Origin of the sequence: Mesorhizobium sp. M0954, from assembly GCF_040319155.1 — a bacterium.
GTDB lineage: Bacteria > Pseudomonadota > Alphaproteobacteria > Rhizobiales > Rhizobiaceae > Mesorhizobium.
On the sequence record NZ_JAMYNR010000023.1, the window covers coordinates 61,547 to 78,549 of the forward strand.

General features: G+C 62.6%; 15 protein-coding genes. 4 read left to right on the forward strand and 11 right to left on the reverse strand.

What is annotated here, in order from left to right; translation table 11 throughout:
• Positions 1-36 precede the first annotated feature (36 nt).
• The gene (locus NKH93_RS25560; RefSeq protein WP_352501828.1) at positions 37-840 is read left to right on the forward strand and encodes a hypothetical protein; all 804 of its coding nucleotides are present in this window, start codon (positions 37-39) and stop codon (positions 838-840) included.
• Here the strand turns inward: NKH93_RS25560 and NKH93_RS25565 are convergent.
• Positions 837-2,168 (reverse strand): dihydroorotase, encoded by a 1,332-nt coding sequence (locus tag NKH93_RS25565; protein WP_352972925.1) that lies wholly within the window; start codon positions 2,166-2,168, stop codon positions 837-839. The genes NKH93_RS25560 and NKH93_RS25565 overlap by 4 nt on opposite strands.
• Before the next feature lie 83 nt (positions 2,169-2,251).
• On the opposite strand from NKH93_RS25565, the gene ygfZ reads away from it, so the two are divergent.
• The 3 genes from ygfZ (at position 2,252) to NKH93_RS25580 (ending at position 5,947) form a co-directional block, all read left to right on the forward strand.
• The gene (ygfZ, locus tag NKH93_RS25570) at positions 2,252-3,112 is read left to right on the forward strand and encodes a CAF17-like 4Fe-4S cluster assembly/insertion protein YgfZ (protein WP_352871502.1); all 861 of its coding nucleotides are present in this window, start codon (positions 2,252-2,254) and stop codon (positions 3,110-3,112) included.
• A complete protein-coding gene (locus tag NKH93_RS25575; RefSeq protein ID WP_023719870.1) occupies positions 3,112-3,744 on the forward strand; it encodes a YfbR-like 5'-deoxynucleotidase in 633 nt (210 codons plus the stop codon). The genes ygfZ and NKH93_RS25575 overlap by 1 nt, the downstream gene beginning before the upstream one ends.
• 64 nt (positions 3,745-3,808) lie before the next feature.
• Positions 3,809-5,947: a putative bifunctional diguanylate cyclase/phosphodiesterase gene (locus tag NKH93_RS25580; RefSeq protein ID WP_352972933.1), complete on the forward strand. Its 2,139-nt coding sequence runs from the start codon at positions 3,809-3,811 to the stop codon at positions 5,945-5,947.
• 129 nt (positions 5,948-6,076) lie between these two features.
• Here the strand turns inward: NKH93_RS25580 and NKH93_RS25585 are convergent, their stop codons facing one another.
• The 10 genes from NKH93_RS25585 to NKH93_RS25630 all read right to left on the reverse strand — a co-directional run bounded on the left by NKH93_RS25585 (position 6,077) and on the right by NKH93_RS25630 (position 16,779).
• Positions 6,077-6,349 (reverse strand): DUF3303 domain-containing protein, encoded by a 273-nt coding sequence (locus NKH93_RS25585; RefSeq protein ID WP_352972941.1) that lies wholly within the window; start codon positions 6,347-6,349, stop codon positions 6,077-6,079.
• 22 nt (positions 6,350-6,371) lie between these two features.
• On the reverse strand, positions 6,372-7,835 hold the full coding sequence (locus NKH93_RS25590; protein WP_352471056.1) for a RimK family ATP-grasp domain-containing protein: 1,464 nt from the start codon (positions 7,833-7,835) through the stop codon (positions 6,372-6,374).
• Positions 7,832-8,938, reverse strand: a complete 1,107-nt coding sequence (locus tag NKH93_RS25595; RefSeq protein WP_352471055.1) for a peptidase C39 family protein — start codon at positions 8,936-8,938, stop codon at positions 7,832-7,834. Before NKH93_RS25595 ends, NKH93_RS25590 begins: the two co-directional genes overlap by 4 nt.
• A gap of 209 nt (positions 8,939-9,147) precedes the next feature.
• On the reverse strand, positions 9,148-9,939 hold the full coding sequence (locus NKH93_RS25600; RefSeq protein ID WP_352540777.1) for an anti-sigma factor family protein: 792 nt from the start codon (positions 9,937-9,939) through the stop codon (positions 9,148-9,150).
• Complete coding sequence (locus NKH93_RS25605; protein ID WP_352972951.1) at positions 9,936-10,454, reverse strand: sigma-70 family RNA polymerase sigma factor; 519 nt, start codon at positions 10,452-10,454, stop codon at positions 9,936-9,938. Before NKH93_RS25605 ends, NKH93_RS25600 begins: the two co-directional genes overlap by 4 nt.
• 154 nt (positions 10,455-10,608) lie before the next feature.
• Positions 10,609-13,326, reverse strand: coding sequence for a DUF2339 domain-containing protein (locus NKH93_RS25610; RefSeq protein ID WP_352972956.1), 2,718 nt, complete (start codon positions 13,324-13,326; stop codon positions 10,609-10,611).
• Positions 13,327-13,410: 84 nt separating this feature from the next.
• On the reverse strand, positions 13,411-13,620 hold the full coding sequence (locus tag NKH93_RS25615; RefSeq protein WP_352972960.1) for a hotdog fold domain-containing protein: 210 nt from the start codon (positions 13,618-13,620) through the stop codon (positions 13,411-13,413).
• 97 nt (positions 13,621-13,717) lie between these two features.
• Complete coding sequence (gene recO / locus NKH93_RS25620) at positions 13,718-14,506, reverse strand: DNA repair protein RecO (RefSeq protein WP_352833216.1); 789 nt, start codon at positions 14,504-14,506, stop codon at positions 13,718-13,720.
• A gap of 117 nt (positions 14,507-14,623) precedes the next feature.
• Positions 14,624-15,712, reverse strand: a complete 1,089-nt coding sequence (locus tag NKH93_RS25625; RefSeq protein WP_352972966.1) for a porin — start codon at positions 15,710-15,712, stop codon at positions 14,624-14,626.
• Between the two features lie 362 nt (positions 15,713-16,074).
• On the reverse strand, positions 16,075-16,779 hold the full coding sequence (locus NKH93_RS25630; protein ID WP_352972972.1) for an antitoxin Xre/MbcA/ParS-like domain-containing protein: 705 nt from the start codon (positions 16,777-16,779) through the stop codon (positions 16,075-16,077).
• Between the last annotated feature and the right edge of the window lie 224 nt (positions 16,780-17,003).

Below are 17,003 nucleotides of genomic sequence, written 5' to 3' on the forward strand. Positions count from 1 at the left end.
GCACATGGATGGGCTGGAACCAGGGAGTAGCAGGCGGTGAATTTTTCGATATCAGGCAAGCCGCGCGGCCTGGTCCTCAGCATTTGGTTCACCGCTTCCTGCGCGATGATTCCTTCTGCACTGTTTCTTGCAAGCAGTCCCTCTCAGGCCCTCAGCGAGATCAAGCGCGAAGACCTTCCCTCACCGGTCACGCCGCCGCCCGACGCTGACATGTCGCCGCCCGGAAGTACCGTGCCGATGCCCGGCCCGCTCGGCACGACGCCACCACCGGCCAGCCAGCCGACGCCATCCGACGAGCCGGAACAAACCGAACCGAAAGGGCCGGCCAACGATGGCGGCATGGCCAATCCGCATGTCGATCCGGACGCGCCCGTGCCCGAAGTCGTCTACGACCTGGCCAAGTTGCCGGAACCGGTCAGGCGCATGCACGATCTGATAGTCGAGGCCTGCAAAAGCGGCGACATCGAAAAACTTCGGCCGCTGATCGGCAAGGGCGACACGATGACCCAATTGTCGCTGGGGGACATCGAGGGCGACCCGATCGCCTTCCTGAAGGGCCTTTCGGGCGATACGGAAGGCCAGGAGATCCTCGCCATCCTGGAAGAAGTGCTCAGTGCCGGTTTTGTCCATGTCGATGCCGGCACGCCGCAGGATCTCTATGTCTGGCCCTATTTCTTCGCCCTGCCACTGGACAAGCTCGACGCCAGACAACGGGTCGAGCTGTTCAAGATCGTCACCGCCAGCGACTATGACGACATGAAGCAGTTCGGTGCCTACATTTTCTACCGCGTCGGCATCACGCCGACCGGACAATGGACGTTCTTCGTCGCCGGCGACTAGCGCGCCAGCGCCTCGGAAAATTCCACCGCCCTGCCCTGGCTTGGCGTGACGATCTCGCCTTCCCACATCACGCGCCGGCCGCGCACGATGGTGCCGACGGGCCAGCCGGTCACCTGCCTACCGTCATAAGGCGTCCAGCCGGCCTTGGAGCCTTGCTGGGCGTTGGCGATGGTGTCGCGGCGCTTCAGATCGACGATGGTCAGATCGGCATCGTAGCCGGCGGCAATACGGCCTTTCCTGGCGATGCCGAAAATACGCTGCGGGCCGTGGCTGGTCAGGTCGACAAAGCGCTGCAACGTCAGCCGGCCGGCGTTGACATGATCCAACATGATCGGCACCAACGTCTGCACCCCGGTCATGCCGGACGGCGACGCCGGATAAGGCTTTGCCTTCTCGGCCAGCGTGTGCGGCGCATGGTCGGAGCCGAGCACATCAACGATGCCTTGCGCAACGCCGTACCAGACCCCGTCGCGATGGCGCGTGGCGCGCACCGGCGGGTTCATCTGGATCAGGGTGCCCAACTGCGCATAATCGTCGGCGCTCAGCGTCAGATGATGCGGCGTCGCCTCGCAGGTCGCGACATCCTTGTGCTGTTCGAGGAAGCCTATCTCCTCGGCGGTCGAGATGTGCAGCACATGGATCCGGGCGCTGACCTGGCGCGCGATTCGCACAAGGCGCTCCGTGCAGCGCAACGCAGCGATCTCGTCGCGCCACACCGGATGTGAGGACGGATCGCCCGCGATGCGCTCGCCAAGCCGCTCGCGCAGCCGGAACTCGTCCTCGGAGTGAAAGGCGGCGCGGCGGCGTGTGTTCCTCAGGATCGAGGCAACGCCTTCGTCGTCCTCGACCAGCAGGTCGCCGGTGGACGAGCCCATGAAAACTTTTATGCCGGCCGCACCAGGCAGCCGCTCGAGATCGCCAGCGTCTTTTGCATTGTCGCGGGTCCCGCCAACCCAGAAGGCAAAGTCGCAATGCATGCGGCCGGTGGCACGCCGCACCTTGTCGGCAAGGGTTGCCTCACTGGTGGTCAGCGGATTGGTGTTCGGCATCTCGAAGACGGCGGTGACGCCGCCGAGCACCGCTGCCCGCGAGCCCGTCTCCAGATCTTCCTTGTGCTCCAGGCCCGGCTCGCGGAAATGCACCTGGCTGTCGACGACGCCCGGCAGGATGTGCAGCCCGCGGCAGTCGATCGTCTCACCGGCCGACGCCTGGCGGAGGTCGCCGATCGCAGCGATGCGCCCACCATTGATGCCGACGTCGCGAAAACCCTGGCCGTCGTGATTGACCACGGTGCCGCCTGTCAGGATGAGATCGTAGAGGGGGGCCATACGGATCCGGTCTCTTGCGGGGGGAGTGCCAGCGGCTTACGTAATGGCCGATAGTTTTGCAAGATCAGGCTCGTTTTCCCACCATGCCCTTTGCCCCGCTCAGAGATCGCGCACTCGTTTCCGTGTCCGGGCCGGATGCCGAGCACTTTTTACAGAACATCCTGACCACCGACCTCGACGTGCTCGGCAGCAGCGAAGCAAAGCCCGGCGCGCTGCTAACGCCGCAAGGCAAGATCCTTTTCGACTTCCTGATCTCGCGCGCCGGCGAAAATGCTTTCCGACTTGAATGCCGTACCGAGACCGCCGATGATTTCATGCGCCGGCTGACGCTCTACAAATTGCGCGCCAAAGTCGAAATTGCCAAGCTGGATCAGCCGGTTGTGGCCGTCGCATGGGGAAGCGATTCAACCACTTCGCAATTTGAATCAGCACCGTTTGCTGATGCGCGGTTTGTCGATACTGCCGTCAAGCGCTTCTACGATGACACCGCAGATGGCGGCGACCTTGCCGCATGGCAAGCCTTTCGCATCGCCCATGGCATTGCCGAAAGCGGTGCGGACTACCAGCTCGGCGACGCTTTTCCGCATGACGTGTTGCTCGACGAGATCGGCGGTGTCGGCTTCAAGAAGGGCTGCTACGTCGGCCAGGAGGTCGTCTCGCGCATGCAGCATCGCGGCACTGCCAGGCGTCGGGTGTTGATTGTCTCGGCCGAACGCACCCTGCCCACTTCGCGCGCAGAGTTGACCGTGGAGGGGCGACCGGTCGGGCAGCTTGGCTCGACCGCGGCCAGGACAGGCCTTGCCATTGCCCGCATCGACCGGGTCAAGGCAGCGCTCGACGCCGGCCTGCCGATCCTTGCGGAGGACGTCGCCGTGTCGCTCGCTATCCCGTCCTGGGCGAAATTCAGCTTTCCGCGGGAAGCCATCGGCGCGGAGGACGCCTGATGGCTGCCGATCGCGCCGGGGCGCCGCCGCGCGCCTGGCAGCGCATGCTGTCCGGCCGACGGCTCGATCTGCTCGATCCCTCGCCGCTCGACATCGAGATCTCCGATATTGCCCATGGCCTTGCCCGCGTCGCACGCTGGAACGGCCAGACCAGAGGCGAGCACGCCTTTTCTGTCGCCCAGCATTCGCTGCTGGTCGAAACGCTTGTCGGCGAGCTGATGCCGGATGCCGACGCCGACGCGCGGTTGGCGGCGCTGCTGCACGACGCGCCGGAATATGTCATCGGCGACATGATCTCGCCGTTCAAATCCGTGATGGGCGGCAGCTACAGGGATTGCGAGATCAGGCTGCAGCGCGCCATCCATCTGCGCTTTTCACTGCCGGCCGAACTCGACGCGGGACTGCGCAAGGAGATCAAGCGAGCGGATCAGATCGCCGCTTATTTCGAAGCAACGCTGCTTGCGGGTTTTTCGACGGCAGAGGCGACGGAGTTCTTCGGCCGGCCGCGCGGCTTCAATGCCGAGCGCTTCGACGTCACGCCGCGCTCGGTGACTTGGGCGCAGAATGCCTTTCTCAAACGCTTTGCGGCGATCGAAAAGTCGCGACGCCAGACTGCCGTTCCAGCCGGCTGAAAACGGTAAATTAACCGGCAGGGACAACAGTGCCATGGTTAACCATGGTCCATAGGCTTGCCTCATGCCCGTTGCCGGTATCAAGGCTGGTTCGTCCGTCCGCCGACAGAGGGCCAAAGGCGTTGGTCAGCCGCAACCTATTGAAGACGAGCTGCGCGAACAGAACGAGCGTTTTTCGGCAGCGGTCGAGAACATGTCGCATGGCCTGTGCATGTTCGATGCCGATGAACGGATGATCATCTGCAACAGGAACTACATCAGTATCTTTCGCCTCGACGCCGAAGTGGTGCGGCCCGGCATCCGGTTTTTCGACATCCTCCAGCACAGCGTGGATATCGGCATCGCCTCGCAAAGCGCTGAGCAACTCTATGCCATCCGCAAGCCCTATATCGACCAGGCAAAACCTTCCACCTATGAGGAAACGCTTGCAGACGGGCGTATCGTCAACATTTCGCACCGGCCGCTGGCGTCAGGCGGTTGGGTATCGATCTACGAGGACATCACCGAGCAACGGCGCGCCGAGCAGGAGTTGAAGGAGCAGCACCGCCGTTTCGACGCGGCACTTGCCAACATGTCGCAAGGCCTTTTGATGTACGATGCGGATGGCAAGCTGATCGTGCGCAACGAACGTTTCCTGGAACTTTATCATGTCAGCCCGGCCGACTTCCCGCTTGGTATGAGCCACCGTGATGCGTTCAAGCGGCTGCTGGAACTGGGCATTTATACAAAGCTCGACCCCGACAGCGAAATCTCGCAAATCGAAGCCTGCCTGCGGGCGGGGAAAACACACGTAACGCATCGCCATCTCGCTGATGGCAGAACGCTGCTGGTTGCGCGCCGGCCGATGAGCGGCGGCGGCTGGGTCGCGACGTTCGACGACGTGACCGAGCGCAGGCGCGTGGAAGAGCGCATGACCCATCTTGCGCACCACGACACACTGACCAACCTGCCCAATCGCTCGATGCTTCGCGAACGGCTCGACCAAGCCCTGAGTGAGACGAGAGACGGATCGCTGGCGATATTCTCGCTCGACCTCGATCACTTCAAGGCAGTCAACGACACTTGGGGCCATCCTTCCGGCGACTGGCTGCTGAAATGCGTGGCCGAACGGCTGCAACGGTGCCTGCGCAATGAAACGGACGTTGTCTCCCGCTTCGGCGGCGACGAATTCGTCATCATCCAGTTCAATCTCAAAAGCCCGGGCGACGCGGAAAAGCTGGCCAAACGCATCGTCGAGATCATCGGAAAGCCGTTTCGCGACAAAAGACACGACATGCGTGTCGGCATCAGTCTCGGCATCGCGCTGTTTCCGAATGACGGCAAGGACGCCGACACTTTGCTGAAAAATGCCGATATGGCGCTCTATCGGGCAAAGAGCGAAGGGCGCAACCTGTACCGCTTCTTCGAACCAGCCATGGACGCGATGGTGCGGGCACGCCGGGCGCTCGAAATCGATCTCAGGGCAGCGCTGTCGCGCCGGGAATTCGAGCTGGATTTCCAGCCGATCATGAACATCGCCTCCGGCGAAATCGTCGGTGCCGAAGCCTTGATGCGCTGGCGTTCGCCGGTGCGCGGCCTGGTACGGCCGGACGACTTCATTCCGGCCGCCGAGGAGACCGGGCTGATCGTGCCGCTTGGAGAATGGGCGCTGCGAAAAGCCTGCACGACCGCGGCAGGCTGGGCGGCTTGGCGCATCGCCGTCAATGTCTCCGCCGTACAGATCAAAAGCGGTACCTTTGCCCGCAGCGTTATCTCGGCCCTGGCGTTCTCGGGCGTGCCGGCCAACCGGCTTGAACTGGAAATCACCGAAACGGTGCTGATGGACGAGAGCGATCTGGTGCTCAAGACACTCAGGCAGCTACGCGATCTGGGCGTCCGCATCGCGCTGGATGATTTCGGCACCGGCTATTCGTCGCTGGGCTACCTCAGGCGCTTTCCCGTCGACAAGATCAAGATCGATCGCTCTTTCACCCGTGACATCGACAGTCACGATACCGCGGCGATCGTGCGCACCATCATCGGGCTTGGCGCACAGCTGGGCATCACCGTCACCGCCGAAGGTGTCGAGACCGAAGCGCAGCTTGAATTCCTGCAAAAGGAGGGTTGTGTCGAGGCCCAGGGCTATTTGATCGGGGTGCCGTCAAAGGCGTCGGACATTAATCGGCTGCTGAAGTCGAGCGCGACGATCCGGCAGTCCGGCTAAGTGCGACAGTCTCGCGGAAGCGCGGGCAACCGGCTTAGATCTCCTTGGGATGACACTCGATCCGCGTGTTAATTCCTTGATAGAAGAAGGCGGCATTCAGCTGTGGCGAACCAGGAGGTTCCCAACGGGTCAGAGATGTCCGCTCAATGCCTCCACCATATCCTTGTTCGTCGCCACGGGAACGATCTCGAATTCGACCAGATCCGCCCATTCGATGACCCACCGCTGCAGGAGTGTGACGTCATCGGCCTCCACCACCAGGAAGCAGCGGCTCATATCCGCTGCGATCCAGCTGTGGTGCACGAGAAGCGCGTCCGGCTTCAGGCGGCCCTGGTCGCGGAAACGGCGGTAGATCTCCTTGCGGTCGCAGCCGCGAAAATCCTCGGTTACGGAGAACAGCATCTTTTTCCCCTCAGTTCGGATATTATCGCCCCGGCCGGTCCAGCCGCTCCAGGAACCACTGCGTCAGCCGCACCCAGACCTCGTCTTTTTCGCCGGAGTCTTCCCAGCCGTGGTCGAGGTTGGGGTTGTCGTTGACCTCGATGACGAAGACGCCGTCCCTGGTTTCCTTGAGGTCGACGCCGTAGAGGCCGTCGCCAATGCAGCGCGCCGCGCTCACCGCCGTCTCGACGACATGGGCCGGTGCTTCCTTCAGGGTGAAGGTCTTGATGCCGCCCTGGTCGGGCTTGCCGTTGGCCTTATGATTGACGATCTGCCAATGTTTCTTGGCCATCAGATAATGGACGGCGAACAAGGGCTGGCCGCCGAGGACACCGACGCGCCAGTCATATTCCGTCGGAATGAATTTTTGCGCGATCAGGAGGTCGGAATCCTCCAGCCATTCGGTTGCGAGCGTCTTCAACTCTTCAAAGGTGCCGCATTTCTTGACGCCGCGCGAAAACGAGGAGTCCGGGATCTTTAGCACCAGCGGGAAGCCCAGCGTCTGCGCCGCAACTTCCAGGTCCGAAGTGCCAGCAATCATCACCGTCGGCGGCACCGGTACCTTGTTGTAGGTCATCAGCTCGTTGAGATAGACCTTGTTGGTGCAGCGGATCATCGACAGCGGATCGTCGATGACCGGCATGCCTTCCTGCTGGGCGCGGCGGGCAAAGCGGTAGGTGTGGTTGGAGATCGAAGTGGTCTCCCGGATGAACAGCGCGTCGTAGTTGGCGAGCTTGGCCAGATCCCGCTTGGTGATCGGCTCGATTTCGACGCCCATCTTTTCAGCGATCTTGGCCCAGTGGCGCAGCGACGAAATCTCCGACGGCGGCAGTTCCTCATGCGGATCGACCAGCGTTGCGAAAGTGTAGCGCGCCGGCGTGCGGCCCTTGGTGTCGCGCCACTCGCGGTTGGTGTAGGTCTCCAGGCACTGGAGAAAGTGCGTTTCCTCGTCCTCGGTCATCCTGGCCAGGGGATGGAAGCCAATCTTGCGGATCGAGGCCCATTCGGCGCTGTCCCTGATGTGAACCTCAAGCGCCGGGGCACGGAACCAGTCGAACAGAAGTTTTGCGAAGCGGTCCCAGATCCTGGATGGTCCGATGCCGAAGAAGATGCAAACCTTCTGCGGAAAAGCGCCGCCCAGGTCCTTGCGGCACTTGTTGAGTGCGAGTTCGAGTTCCGGCAACGCGTGCTCATAGAGCTTGCGTTCTGACAGGTCGATCATCGTTTCGACCGTCGGGATGACCTTATGGCCGCGCGAACCGGCAAGCAGCGACGCGTAATAGCCGCGGCTCTGGTAGCCGTAATTGTTCGACAGGTTGATGACCTTCGGCCGCTGACCGCGAAACAGTGCCGGATGGGCAAGGTAGTCGCGATTGGTGATGATCTTGTGCGGCGTCGCCACTTGGTCGAGATCGTTCTGTCGGCCGGTAAGGATGACCCAGGTCATTGGCTGTCGCGCTTTCCGAGAGTGATGGCGGCGCGCAATCCGTCGCGGCCGAATTGCGCCATGTTCATGAAGATGCCGTAAGGCACGGGAATGTTGGCAGCATCGAGGATCGTCTCCTGCCGCTCGTCCTCGACCCAAGGGTCGTGGATCAGGATATGATCGCCGTCGTCACCGATGGCCAATACCCAGTGCGGAACCTTCTTGCCGAACATCAGGAAGCCGCTGATCAGGACCAGTACCAGTTTTCCCTCTGCGATCGCGGTGCGAATGTCGTCAAGCCCGAATGAACGGTAATTCACCGGGATGCCGTAAAGTTCCGCGCGGCGGCGAAAGTCGACCTGCGCCAGCTCCATCACCCGGCGCTTGTCCTCGCTGCGAACCGACTGCAGGAACAGCGCGCCGTAGAAGGAGACATAGATCTCAGCAGCAAGCCCGCTCTCATAGCCAGCGACGGCCAGCCCGAACGGTTCGCAGCCGCCCGGCCCCGACATCATGAAAACGGTCGTCGCCTCACGCCACAGCCTGATTTCCATAACCGGATCCGGCACGAATCCGGGGTCGAAGTTAGCCATCGCCATCATCAGGCAGCATGGTCCGCAGGTGAATTCGCAAGTCTGCTGATAAAACGGCACTTCGGTGGCGACCGGAATGTCGCCGCGCAAGGTCTTTTCATAGCGCAGCGCAGTGGCGCCATCCTCATAGTAGTCCGGTTCACGACCGATCTTGCGGTAGCCGCTCTGCTCGTAGATCTGGATGGCGCGCGGGTTGTCCTCGCGGACTTCCAAACGAAGCATCATGCGGCCATGCTCGAAAGCGGCGGCTTCAGCCTGTTCCAGCAGCAGGCGGCCAACGCCACGGCCGCCGAAAAATGGACCGACGGCGATCGAATAAAGCCGCGCGACGCCGCTGCCCTTGCGAAACAGCACGACCGCATAGCCGGCGACGTGGCCATCGTTCTCCCCAACCAGCAGTTCGGCGGTGTCGCGTTCGATCAGTTGGCGAAAAGAGCGGCGAGAAATGCGGTCGCTCGAGAAAACAGCTTTTTCGATGGCGGCGAGGTCATCGACGTCGGACGCGCGGGCCTTGCGAATCTCGGCAGGCATGCGGGCTCAGAAAACCTCGATTGGGTTGTGGAAACTGCCCTAGTCTAAACATCGGTCACACCAGCCGAAGTGCCAGCATTCAGCAAGCGCTATCGCACCTCGATTAGGGCCGAATTGTGACAGTTTTCAAGGCAGGCAGGTCGCGCAAAGGCTTTGAAACGACCTTCGTGTTTCGGCATCGGCGCGGCTCCGGAAAAACGAGATCCTGCTCAGCTTTTCAAGCCCGCCAGAAGCTGGCCATAGGCGCTCTTGGCCACTGCGGCCAGCTGCTCGCGCGGCAGCGATCCGACGACGGCGCAGCCATAACCCTTGTCCAGCCAGTAGACGGCCTCAGGACCATCTTCTTCCCCATAAGTGCCCTTGGCCTTGGCTGCCGATTCGGCGATGACGAAGAGCGAAATGCGCTCGCCCTTGTCGTCCTCGTAAAGCAGCATCGCGGCCTTGCCCTGGCCGGCAGGCAGCAGCCGGCCACCGACCAGTTGGAAACCTTGCGCCGCCAGATCCGGTGCGACGAGCTTCAAACCCACCTGGTTCGACAACCAGCTCTGCAAATGATCCTTATCGCTTGCCGGCACTTCCACCGCATGCCGCTTTTCGGCGGCATAGATGACATGGGCGGCGATCGCCTCTTCTGCAAGCTGGTCTTCGGCCGTGTTTTCCAGGCCGAGGCGGCCGATGCCGGCAAGGTAGCCGCCAGCGCCGCCAATCACCAGGATGGCAGCAGCGGCGGCCGCAAGCCACCAACGCGAGCGCGATGGCGACATTCTGACCACCGGCGCCTCGCCAAGCACCACCTTGGTCAGCCGCACCGGGACGGGCTCGTCCAGCACGCCGTTAAAGGCTGCGCGCAACGCTGCCCGGTCGGCGGCGTAGCGTGCGCTCCTGGCCTTCATCTCGGCATTGGCCTCGAGCCATGCCTCATAGGCCGTCCGCTCATCGCCCGGCAACTCGCCATCGAGAGCCATGTGGATGTCGCGTTCGGAGAAATCGCGTCGGCTCATTTCTCGACGATCCTTATCGACCGGCGGCGCGCGGTATCATCAAGCAGCGCGCGCAGTTCCTCGCGCCCGCGCGCGATGCGCGACATCAAGGTGCCGGCGGGAACCCCAAGGATGTTGGCGGCTTCGGCGTAGGAAAACCCTTCGATGGCGACCATCACAAGTGCCGCGCGCCGGTCAGGGCTGATCGCCTGCAGCGCGTTGACGATCTCGCGCGAGGCGATGCTCTCGACCTGCTCGGCGGGTGCTGCCTGCGCCTCGCTCGCCTCGAGCGGCAGCATCGCTGCCTCGCCGCGCCGGTTCACCTTGCGCATCTGGTCGATGAACAAATGATGCATGATCGTAAACAGCCACCTCCTGGGGCTTTCTCCTGTCTGCCAATTGTCGAGCCGCACAAGTGCCCGCTCGAGACAATCCTGGACGAGATCGTCAGCGGAATCGCGGTCGCGCAACAGCGAGCGTGCATAGCGGCGCAGACGCGGTATTTCACCAAGGATTGCTGCCTTCTTTTCGTCCATGACCGCTGGTTCTGGGGGGCCCTGTCCGTGGTGATTGAACGCGCCTTTGCAGCGCGGCGCAAGCGGCCAGCGCGAAGCGGTCCGCCGCCCCGGTCACCCAAGCAACTGAATAACGCTGCCAGTGGCAGGTTTATTCCCGGCCAAATTGAAATCGTCAGCTATTGCTCGTCTCGAGCTTTGCTTTCGCGGCCCTTGTCAGCAGCCGCTGATAGAACAGGCCGATGCCGATGAGCACCGCGCCGAGGCCGATGAAGGACAGCGCCCGCAACACGCCTTCCAGTTCCGACATGTCGAAGATGAAGACTTTGAGCACGGCGATCGAGATCAGCGCCGCCGACGCTATGCGAAGTACCTGCGACTTCAGCCAGACACCGGCGGTGAGCAGCGCCACGCCGATGACCAGCCACAGTGCCGAATAGGTATAGGTCTCGAGCTGGCCGAGACCGCTCCACAGCCCGATGAACTCGCCCTTGAACAGGCGCCTGACCGACAGCGTGGCATAGGCGAAGCCGAGCACCGCCGCCACCATCGCCAGCATCGCTGCATACCATTTCGGTCGTTTGTCGCGGGCATAGAGCGCCAGTGCGCCGGCCGCAACCGCCGGCAAGAGGTAGGCGAGGAACAGAAGGTTGAACACCGGAATGCTGCCGGTCGATTCATCCGTCAGCAGCGGGTTCAGCGCCAGAAAATGCTGGAGGACGATGAACACGACCGAGACCACGCCCGCTGCAATCGAGCCGTAGCGCAGCACCGAACTTGGCGAGCGCATGTCGATGGCGACCAGGATGGCACCGGCACCGATGGCGATCAGCGTGTAGATCGCCTGTTCGGCAAGCGTCGCAGCAGCCGTATCGATGACGCCGCCATGCATGGCATGGCGTACCAGCATGGCGACGGTGAGCAGGGCAAACAGCGCGGCGCCGGCCTCCATTGCGAGGCGCGGTCGGCCGTTGGTGGTTCGGGCAAGCTGCCAGGCGGCAAAACCGAAAGCGAGCGCCGGCACGCCATATCCAAGCAGCAGCCAGTTGAACACCGGCGTCTTCGACAGGAACTCGGCACCGACGATGGTCGGGTCGAAGGCAGCGCGACCAAGCACTGCAATCACCGCACCAACGGAAATCCAGCCAAGCACCGGATAGCTACGCCAGCGCGTCGCCAGCGCCGGCACGGCGGCGGCTGCTCCGAGCAGGATGGTTGTCCAGCCGGAACCAAAGGCCATGTGCAGCATCAGCAGGCCGGCAATCGCCGCCCCGCCGAGCGCAAAGGAGACAGCAGCGTCGCCGGTTAGCGGCGGCGCTTCGCCGCGCGCTATCCACTCGCCGCCGGCGACGAAGACTCCGACCAAAACGGCTGCGACCGCCGCATAAGCAAGGTCTCGGTCGAGATTGCCGAAGGTAGCCCAGAGCGCCAGCAGGATGACCAGTGGCGCGACAGCGCTCCAGGCCGCCCATGCGGCGGCGCGCAGCCAGCCAGAGGCCGCAAAACGGCGCGCCGCCCAAAAGCCGGCGCCGATGAAGACTAGTCCGAGAGCGATGCCGACCCTGAGCATCAAGGCATCGGACGCCACGACCGGCATGCCGTCGACGCCGAGAGCGCCACCCGAAAAATCTGAAGCGATCGTGGTCGGCGGAATGATGCCGAGATAGACCAGTACCGTCGCCAGCCCGGCGGCGTGCAGCAGTGCAAGCGCCCGCGGCCGGTAGAGAGCCACCGCCACCAGGGCTGCGACAAGGGCGGCCCCCGGCAATGCACCGCGGATGGCGAGGAAGGCCGGATCGACAAACAGGGCCAGCGCCGAAAGGCCGACGAAGAAGCCCGGCGCGATTGACGGCCAGTCGAAGCCGCTGCCGGCGCCCGCTTCGTCGCGGCGGCCAAGCCAGACGAAGGCGAGCACGGCCAGTGTCACCCCGTCGATAAAGAGGATGACGGCAAGGTTCGCCCCCGGCGCGTCGGTCATATAGAAGATGGTCCAGACGCCCGTGGCGACGAAGGCTGCGGCCATCAAAAGCCTCCAGTCGCGGATGCGAGCAATGACGCAGGTGGCGGCGAGCACGATCGCCAGATAGCCGAACAGCGCCCACGGATTGGGCGCCTGCGAGGCGACCAGCAGCGGCGTCACCATGGCACCGAGCAGGCCGACGCCGGCCAGCGCCTGACCGTGGACCAGGCTTGCCGCGATCGTCGCCACCCCGATGGCGCCGAGCAGCGTGAAAGCGAGCGTCGGGCCGATGAAGCCGTAAATGCTGTATGCGGCGTAGACGGTACCGAACAGGATGAAAGCGCCGGCCGCCGTCAGGATCGCCGGGATATAGGCACCGGCAGCACCTTGCACCGGCACCCTGAAGCCGGTGCGCCGGATGAACTCGCCGCCGGCGACCAGCACCAGCCCGAGTGCCGCCGCCATGACAAGCCGCACGCGTGGCCCGAAAATGCCGGCCTCGATGGTGTAGCGGATCAGAAACAAGCCACCCAGCGCCAGCGCGATGCCGCCGACCCAGACCGCCCAGCGGGTACCGAGCGCCGTTTCGACGTCGGACTGGCGAGCTGCCTTCGCCGCTGCCGCCGGTTGCGCCGACTCCGGCGCGGACGGCGCCGTTGTATCGGCATCGGCCTCTGTAGCTGACACGACCGCTGCGGGCCGTGGCGATACGGCCATGTCGGCTGTGACCGCAAGCGGGATTGCGGCATCCGCCGGTTTGCTGTCGTTTGCAGCCGGTTCCTTGGCTTGCGGCGGCAGCGCGGGCGTGCCCGAAAGCACAAGGCTGCGCAAGGCGCCAAGCTCGCGCTCGATCAGGCCGATGCGGCTCTGCTGGCGTGAAATGATGACGAACAGCGCGATGATGGCGACGAGGCCAATCAGGCTTTCAAACATGGCGGTTCCCCCAAACCAAGCCAGTTGTCACTGACATTCAATGTTCAGTGACATTCAAATGCGGCGGCCAAACGGCCGGTCCATTCAACGTGCCGCCAGATTGGCCGGAAAGATCGAGCATGTTTCGGTGCCGAAAGCCAGCAGCTTGCCGTTGGCGTCGTTCAGCGCCGCTTCCGAAACCGTCAGCGTGCGGCCCTTGTGCACTACTTTGCCCTTGTGCACTACTTTGCCCTTGTGCACTACTTTGCCCTCGCACACCACCTCGCCCGTCCTTGGCGTGATCGGCCGCGTCAAATTCGCTTTGAACTCGGCCGTCGCATGGCCTCGCCCACCTGCGAAATGGTGCCAAGGCCGAGCGGCGAAACGTTTTCGGGATCAGGTTCAACTTCGCTCATCTGGTGGTTTCCCCGGTGGCGGTTTCCCCGGCGCTTGCCTTGCCGGATTCATGGCCGGGTGAATGATGCCTGCGCAAAGCGGCGAGAAACCCGGCGCGGGCGCCGGGAGGCTCGATGCCGCGCGGTTCGTAGACACGGCGGGTCAAAAAGAAGCCGGTCAGCCGGAAGGCGTCCTCGATCGCCGCCGGATCGGCGCGCAGCCCGGAGCCGCGCTGCAGGAAGGCAGGCAGCGCCAGCATCTTGTCGCGCCACGGCGCGCCCGCCGCCAGCGACACGGCGCGGCCGGATTTCGGCGAGACATAGGCAAGGTCCTGCCTGGTGCCGGTCGCCGCACACTGGCTGAGATCGAGGCCGAAACCGAGTTCGTCGAGTACCAGCAGCTCGAAGCGGGCCACCAGCTCGCCGGCGGCATCGGCATCGTCGAGATGAGCGATCATCACCGCAAGCGTCTCGTAAAGGCCGCCATGGGCGTCACGCTCAGGCAGAAGACGCAAATGCGCGGCCATCGTCTGCAGGCCGTAGACGGCAACGGCGCTGTCCATCAGCCGGGCGGCGTTCATCTCGATAGCCTCGATCTGGAAGGTGCCGAGATGCTCGTCGAGCCGCGCCCGCCACAACAGGTCGACGCGATTGCCGGGCTGCAAGACAGGCTGCTGTTTGCGCGAACGGCCGCCGCGCACGAGACCGAGATGGCGGCCATGCGCGCGTGTCATCACCTCAAGAATGGCGCTGGTTTCGCCATGCTTGCGGGTGCCGAGAATGATTCCCTCGTCGCGCCATTCCATGACGAGAGCTTGTCACCGGTTGGATGGCGAAATCAAGATGAGCGACGAATCCGCCGCCAAACCAAAACGGCCCGTAGCGTATCGCTACGGGCCGTTTTTTACGAGATCGTCGTTTGATCAGAACGAGCGCTGGAAGCGGAAGATGCCGCCGATTGCGTCGGCATCGTCGGCATCGAAATTGTCGTAATAATCGACTTCGGCGGTGATCGTGTAACCAGGAACGATGGTGTGGGCGACGTTGGCCGCAACGGCGAAGTCTTGGTCGTCGGTATAGGAGACCTGGGCGTTCAAAGAGGTCTTCTTGTTGACGGCATAGCTGCCGCCGCCCCAGACGGCAAAGTTGCCAGTCCACGGCTTGTAGAAGTTCTTCGCGACGTTGTCGTCGCTGCCGTAGCCCGCCATCACGAACAGGGTCAGGTCAGTAATCGGCTTGACGTCGAGGCGAGCTTTGCCGGCCCATTCTTCCGACGTGCTGTTATAGGCGCCGACCGCGGTGATCGCACCCCAGTCGCCCTTGTATTTCACGCCGCCGACGACAAACGGAACGTAGCTGTCGATCGACTGGTCAGCGCCGGAGCCCGTTTCGACCGAGGCGACTGCCGTAAAGCCATTACCGCCGTCGAAATAGTAACTGATCAGGTTGGTGTCCTTGGTGCCGTAAGGAATGATAGTGTCCTGGACGACGTTGCCGGCGTAACCGATGAACGAATCATAGACAGTTTCATCCTTACCGACGCGGAAACCTCCAAGCTGGATCCAGGCGAAGTTCAGGGTAACCGCCTTGTTGTCCTGCACGCTGAAATCAACACCGCTCACGGTGCGTTTGGTATTGCCGAAGTTGAAACGGGTCTCGGTATAGGTCTTCAACGTGCCGAGCTCGGTTTCCTGGCCGGTCCACGTCTTCAAATTGAAGCGGGCATTCTTGTTCCAGGTCTGCTGCTCGTCACCGTCCAAAAGGTCGTGTGTCGTCGCGCCATCGAAAACGCGGCCGGCGTCGCCGAAGCTTGCGTCATAGCGGACATAGCCGCCGATGCGCAGGCAGGTCTCGGTGCCGGGAATGTAGAAGTAGCCGGCGCCGTAGACGTCGCAAATCTTGACGTATTCGGCGGGTTCCGGCTCGGCGACCACAACAGCGTCGGCGGCGCGCGCACCGGAGACCGCGACGAATGCCGCGGCTGAGCCGAGAAGAAGGCTCTTGATATTCATTTTCTGACCTCTCCAGTCAAAGTTAAAAATGGCTTTGGATTCATGGGTTGAACGGCTGAACGCCTCACCCACGTCGAAAAAGGCGCGCACCGTACCCCCTCTTCAGGCGGCGAACATATTCATCCGCATTCCAGTCTCAATGACGATTCCAAAAATAATCAATGTTTGCATAACAGAATAAATCCATGTTGCACAAATATCACTTCACATTTTCTTCACACTTGCCCCCGGCACAAACGAGACACTGTCACAATTGTACAAAAATATACTTATGCCATTAGCCGGCAAACCGATCGGAATCCGACATACATTCCTTGTGCGTGTTCTTTTTTTAGAATAGACTTCTAGCGTTGGCAGCGAGATCAAGTCGACTTCGCCATCGCTGCGTTCTGTGCGGCAAGAACGACTTCCGCCACCAGATCCCGTTTGAGCAGTTCAATGGGAATACGTCCGGCGAGGCCGGGCGCGGGGCCGATCAGCCACGACCAGGCATGCCGTGGATCGGGCATCGCGGATAGCACTTCCTTGATACCCGGCGCCGGCCTGCCGTCGATGAACTGGGCCAGGGGAAATACATGTTTGCGGCCACCGGTGCGCAACGCAACGACCGTGCCGCTGCGCTGCCAGCGATGCAGAGTCGAGCGCGATATGCCGAGATTGTGCTGCAGGAACGTCGACCCGGCGACCCGACCGGCCCAGTCCTCGACCCGCATCGAGTCGAGGTCGCCCGTTCCGGCCAGGCGTTGGATGTCTGCCCCTTGGCCGTCGTGCGCCGTCGACAGAGGCCTCCTGGCACGGCGTTCCGCAGCTTCGGCTGCCAATATCCGCACGAAACGCGACGCCATGCCGGGTAATCTTTCCCGCATGGTGTCGATCGCACTGATGTCGGTCGGCGCAAGCAACGCGACGGCGGCGGCAACGGCGCCGGCGACCCTGCCCGCTGCAACGACCGCATCGCTGTTCGTCACCTTGCCTTGCCGCGCCAGCACGCGCTCGATCTCAACAGCGACGGCGTCTGCAAACTCGGTCTGACGGATGGGGTCGATGCGATTCCAAGTCCCGGTCATGTCCTGATCTGGCTGTTTGCCTGCCGGTTCCGGTTTGCTCGGAAGCGGGTCTTTCGCACAGCCTATAGGCAGGGTGTATGACGGAGAGACGACAAACGGGAACCACGCGAGGTCGCAGTATCGGCAGGAGTTCCATTCGATCCACTGGCCGATTTTGCATGAAATATCGCAAATTTTTCAGAACCCGCTCAGGATTTCCCGTCGCGCCGGTACCAATAAGGAAC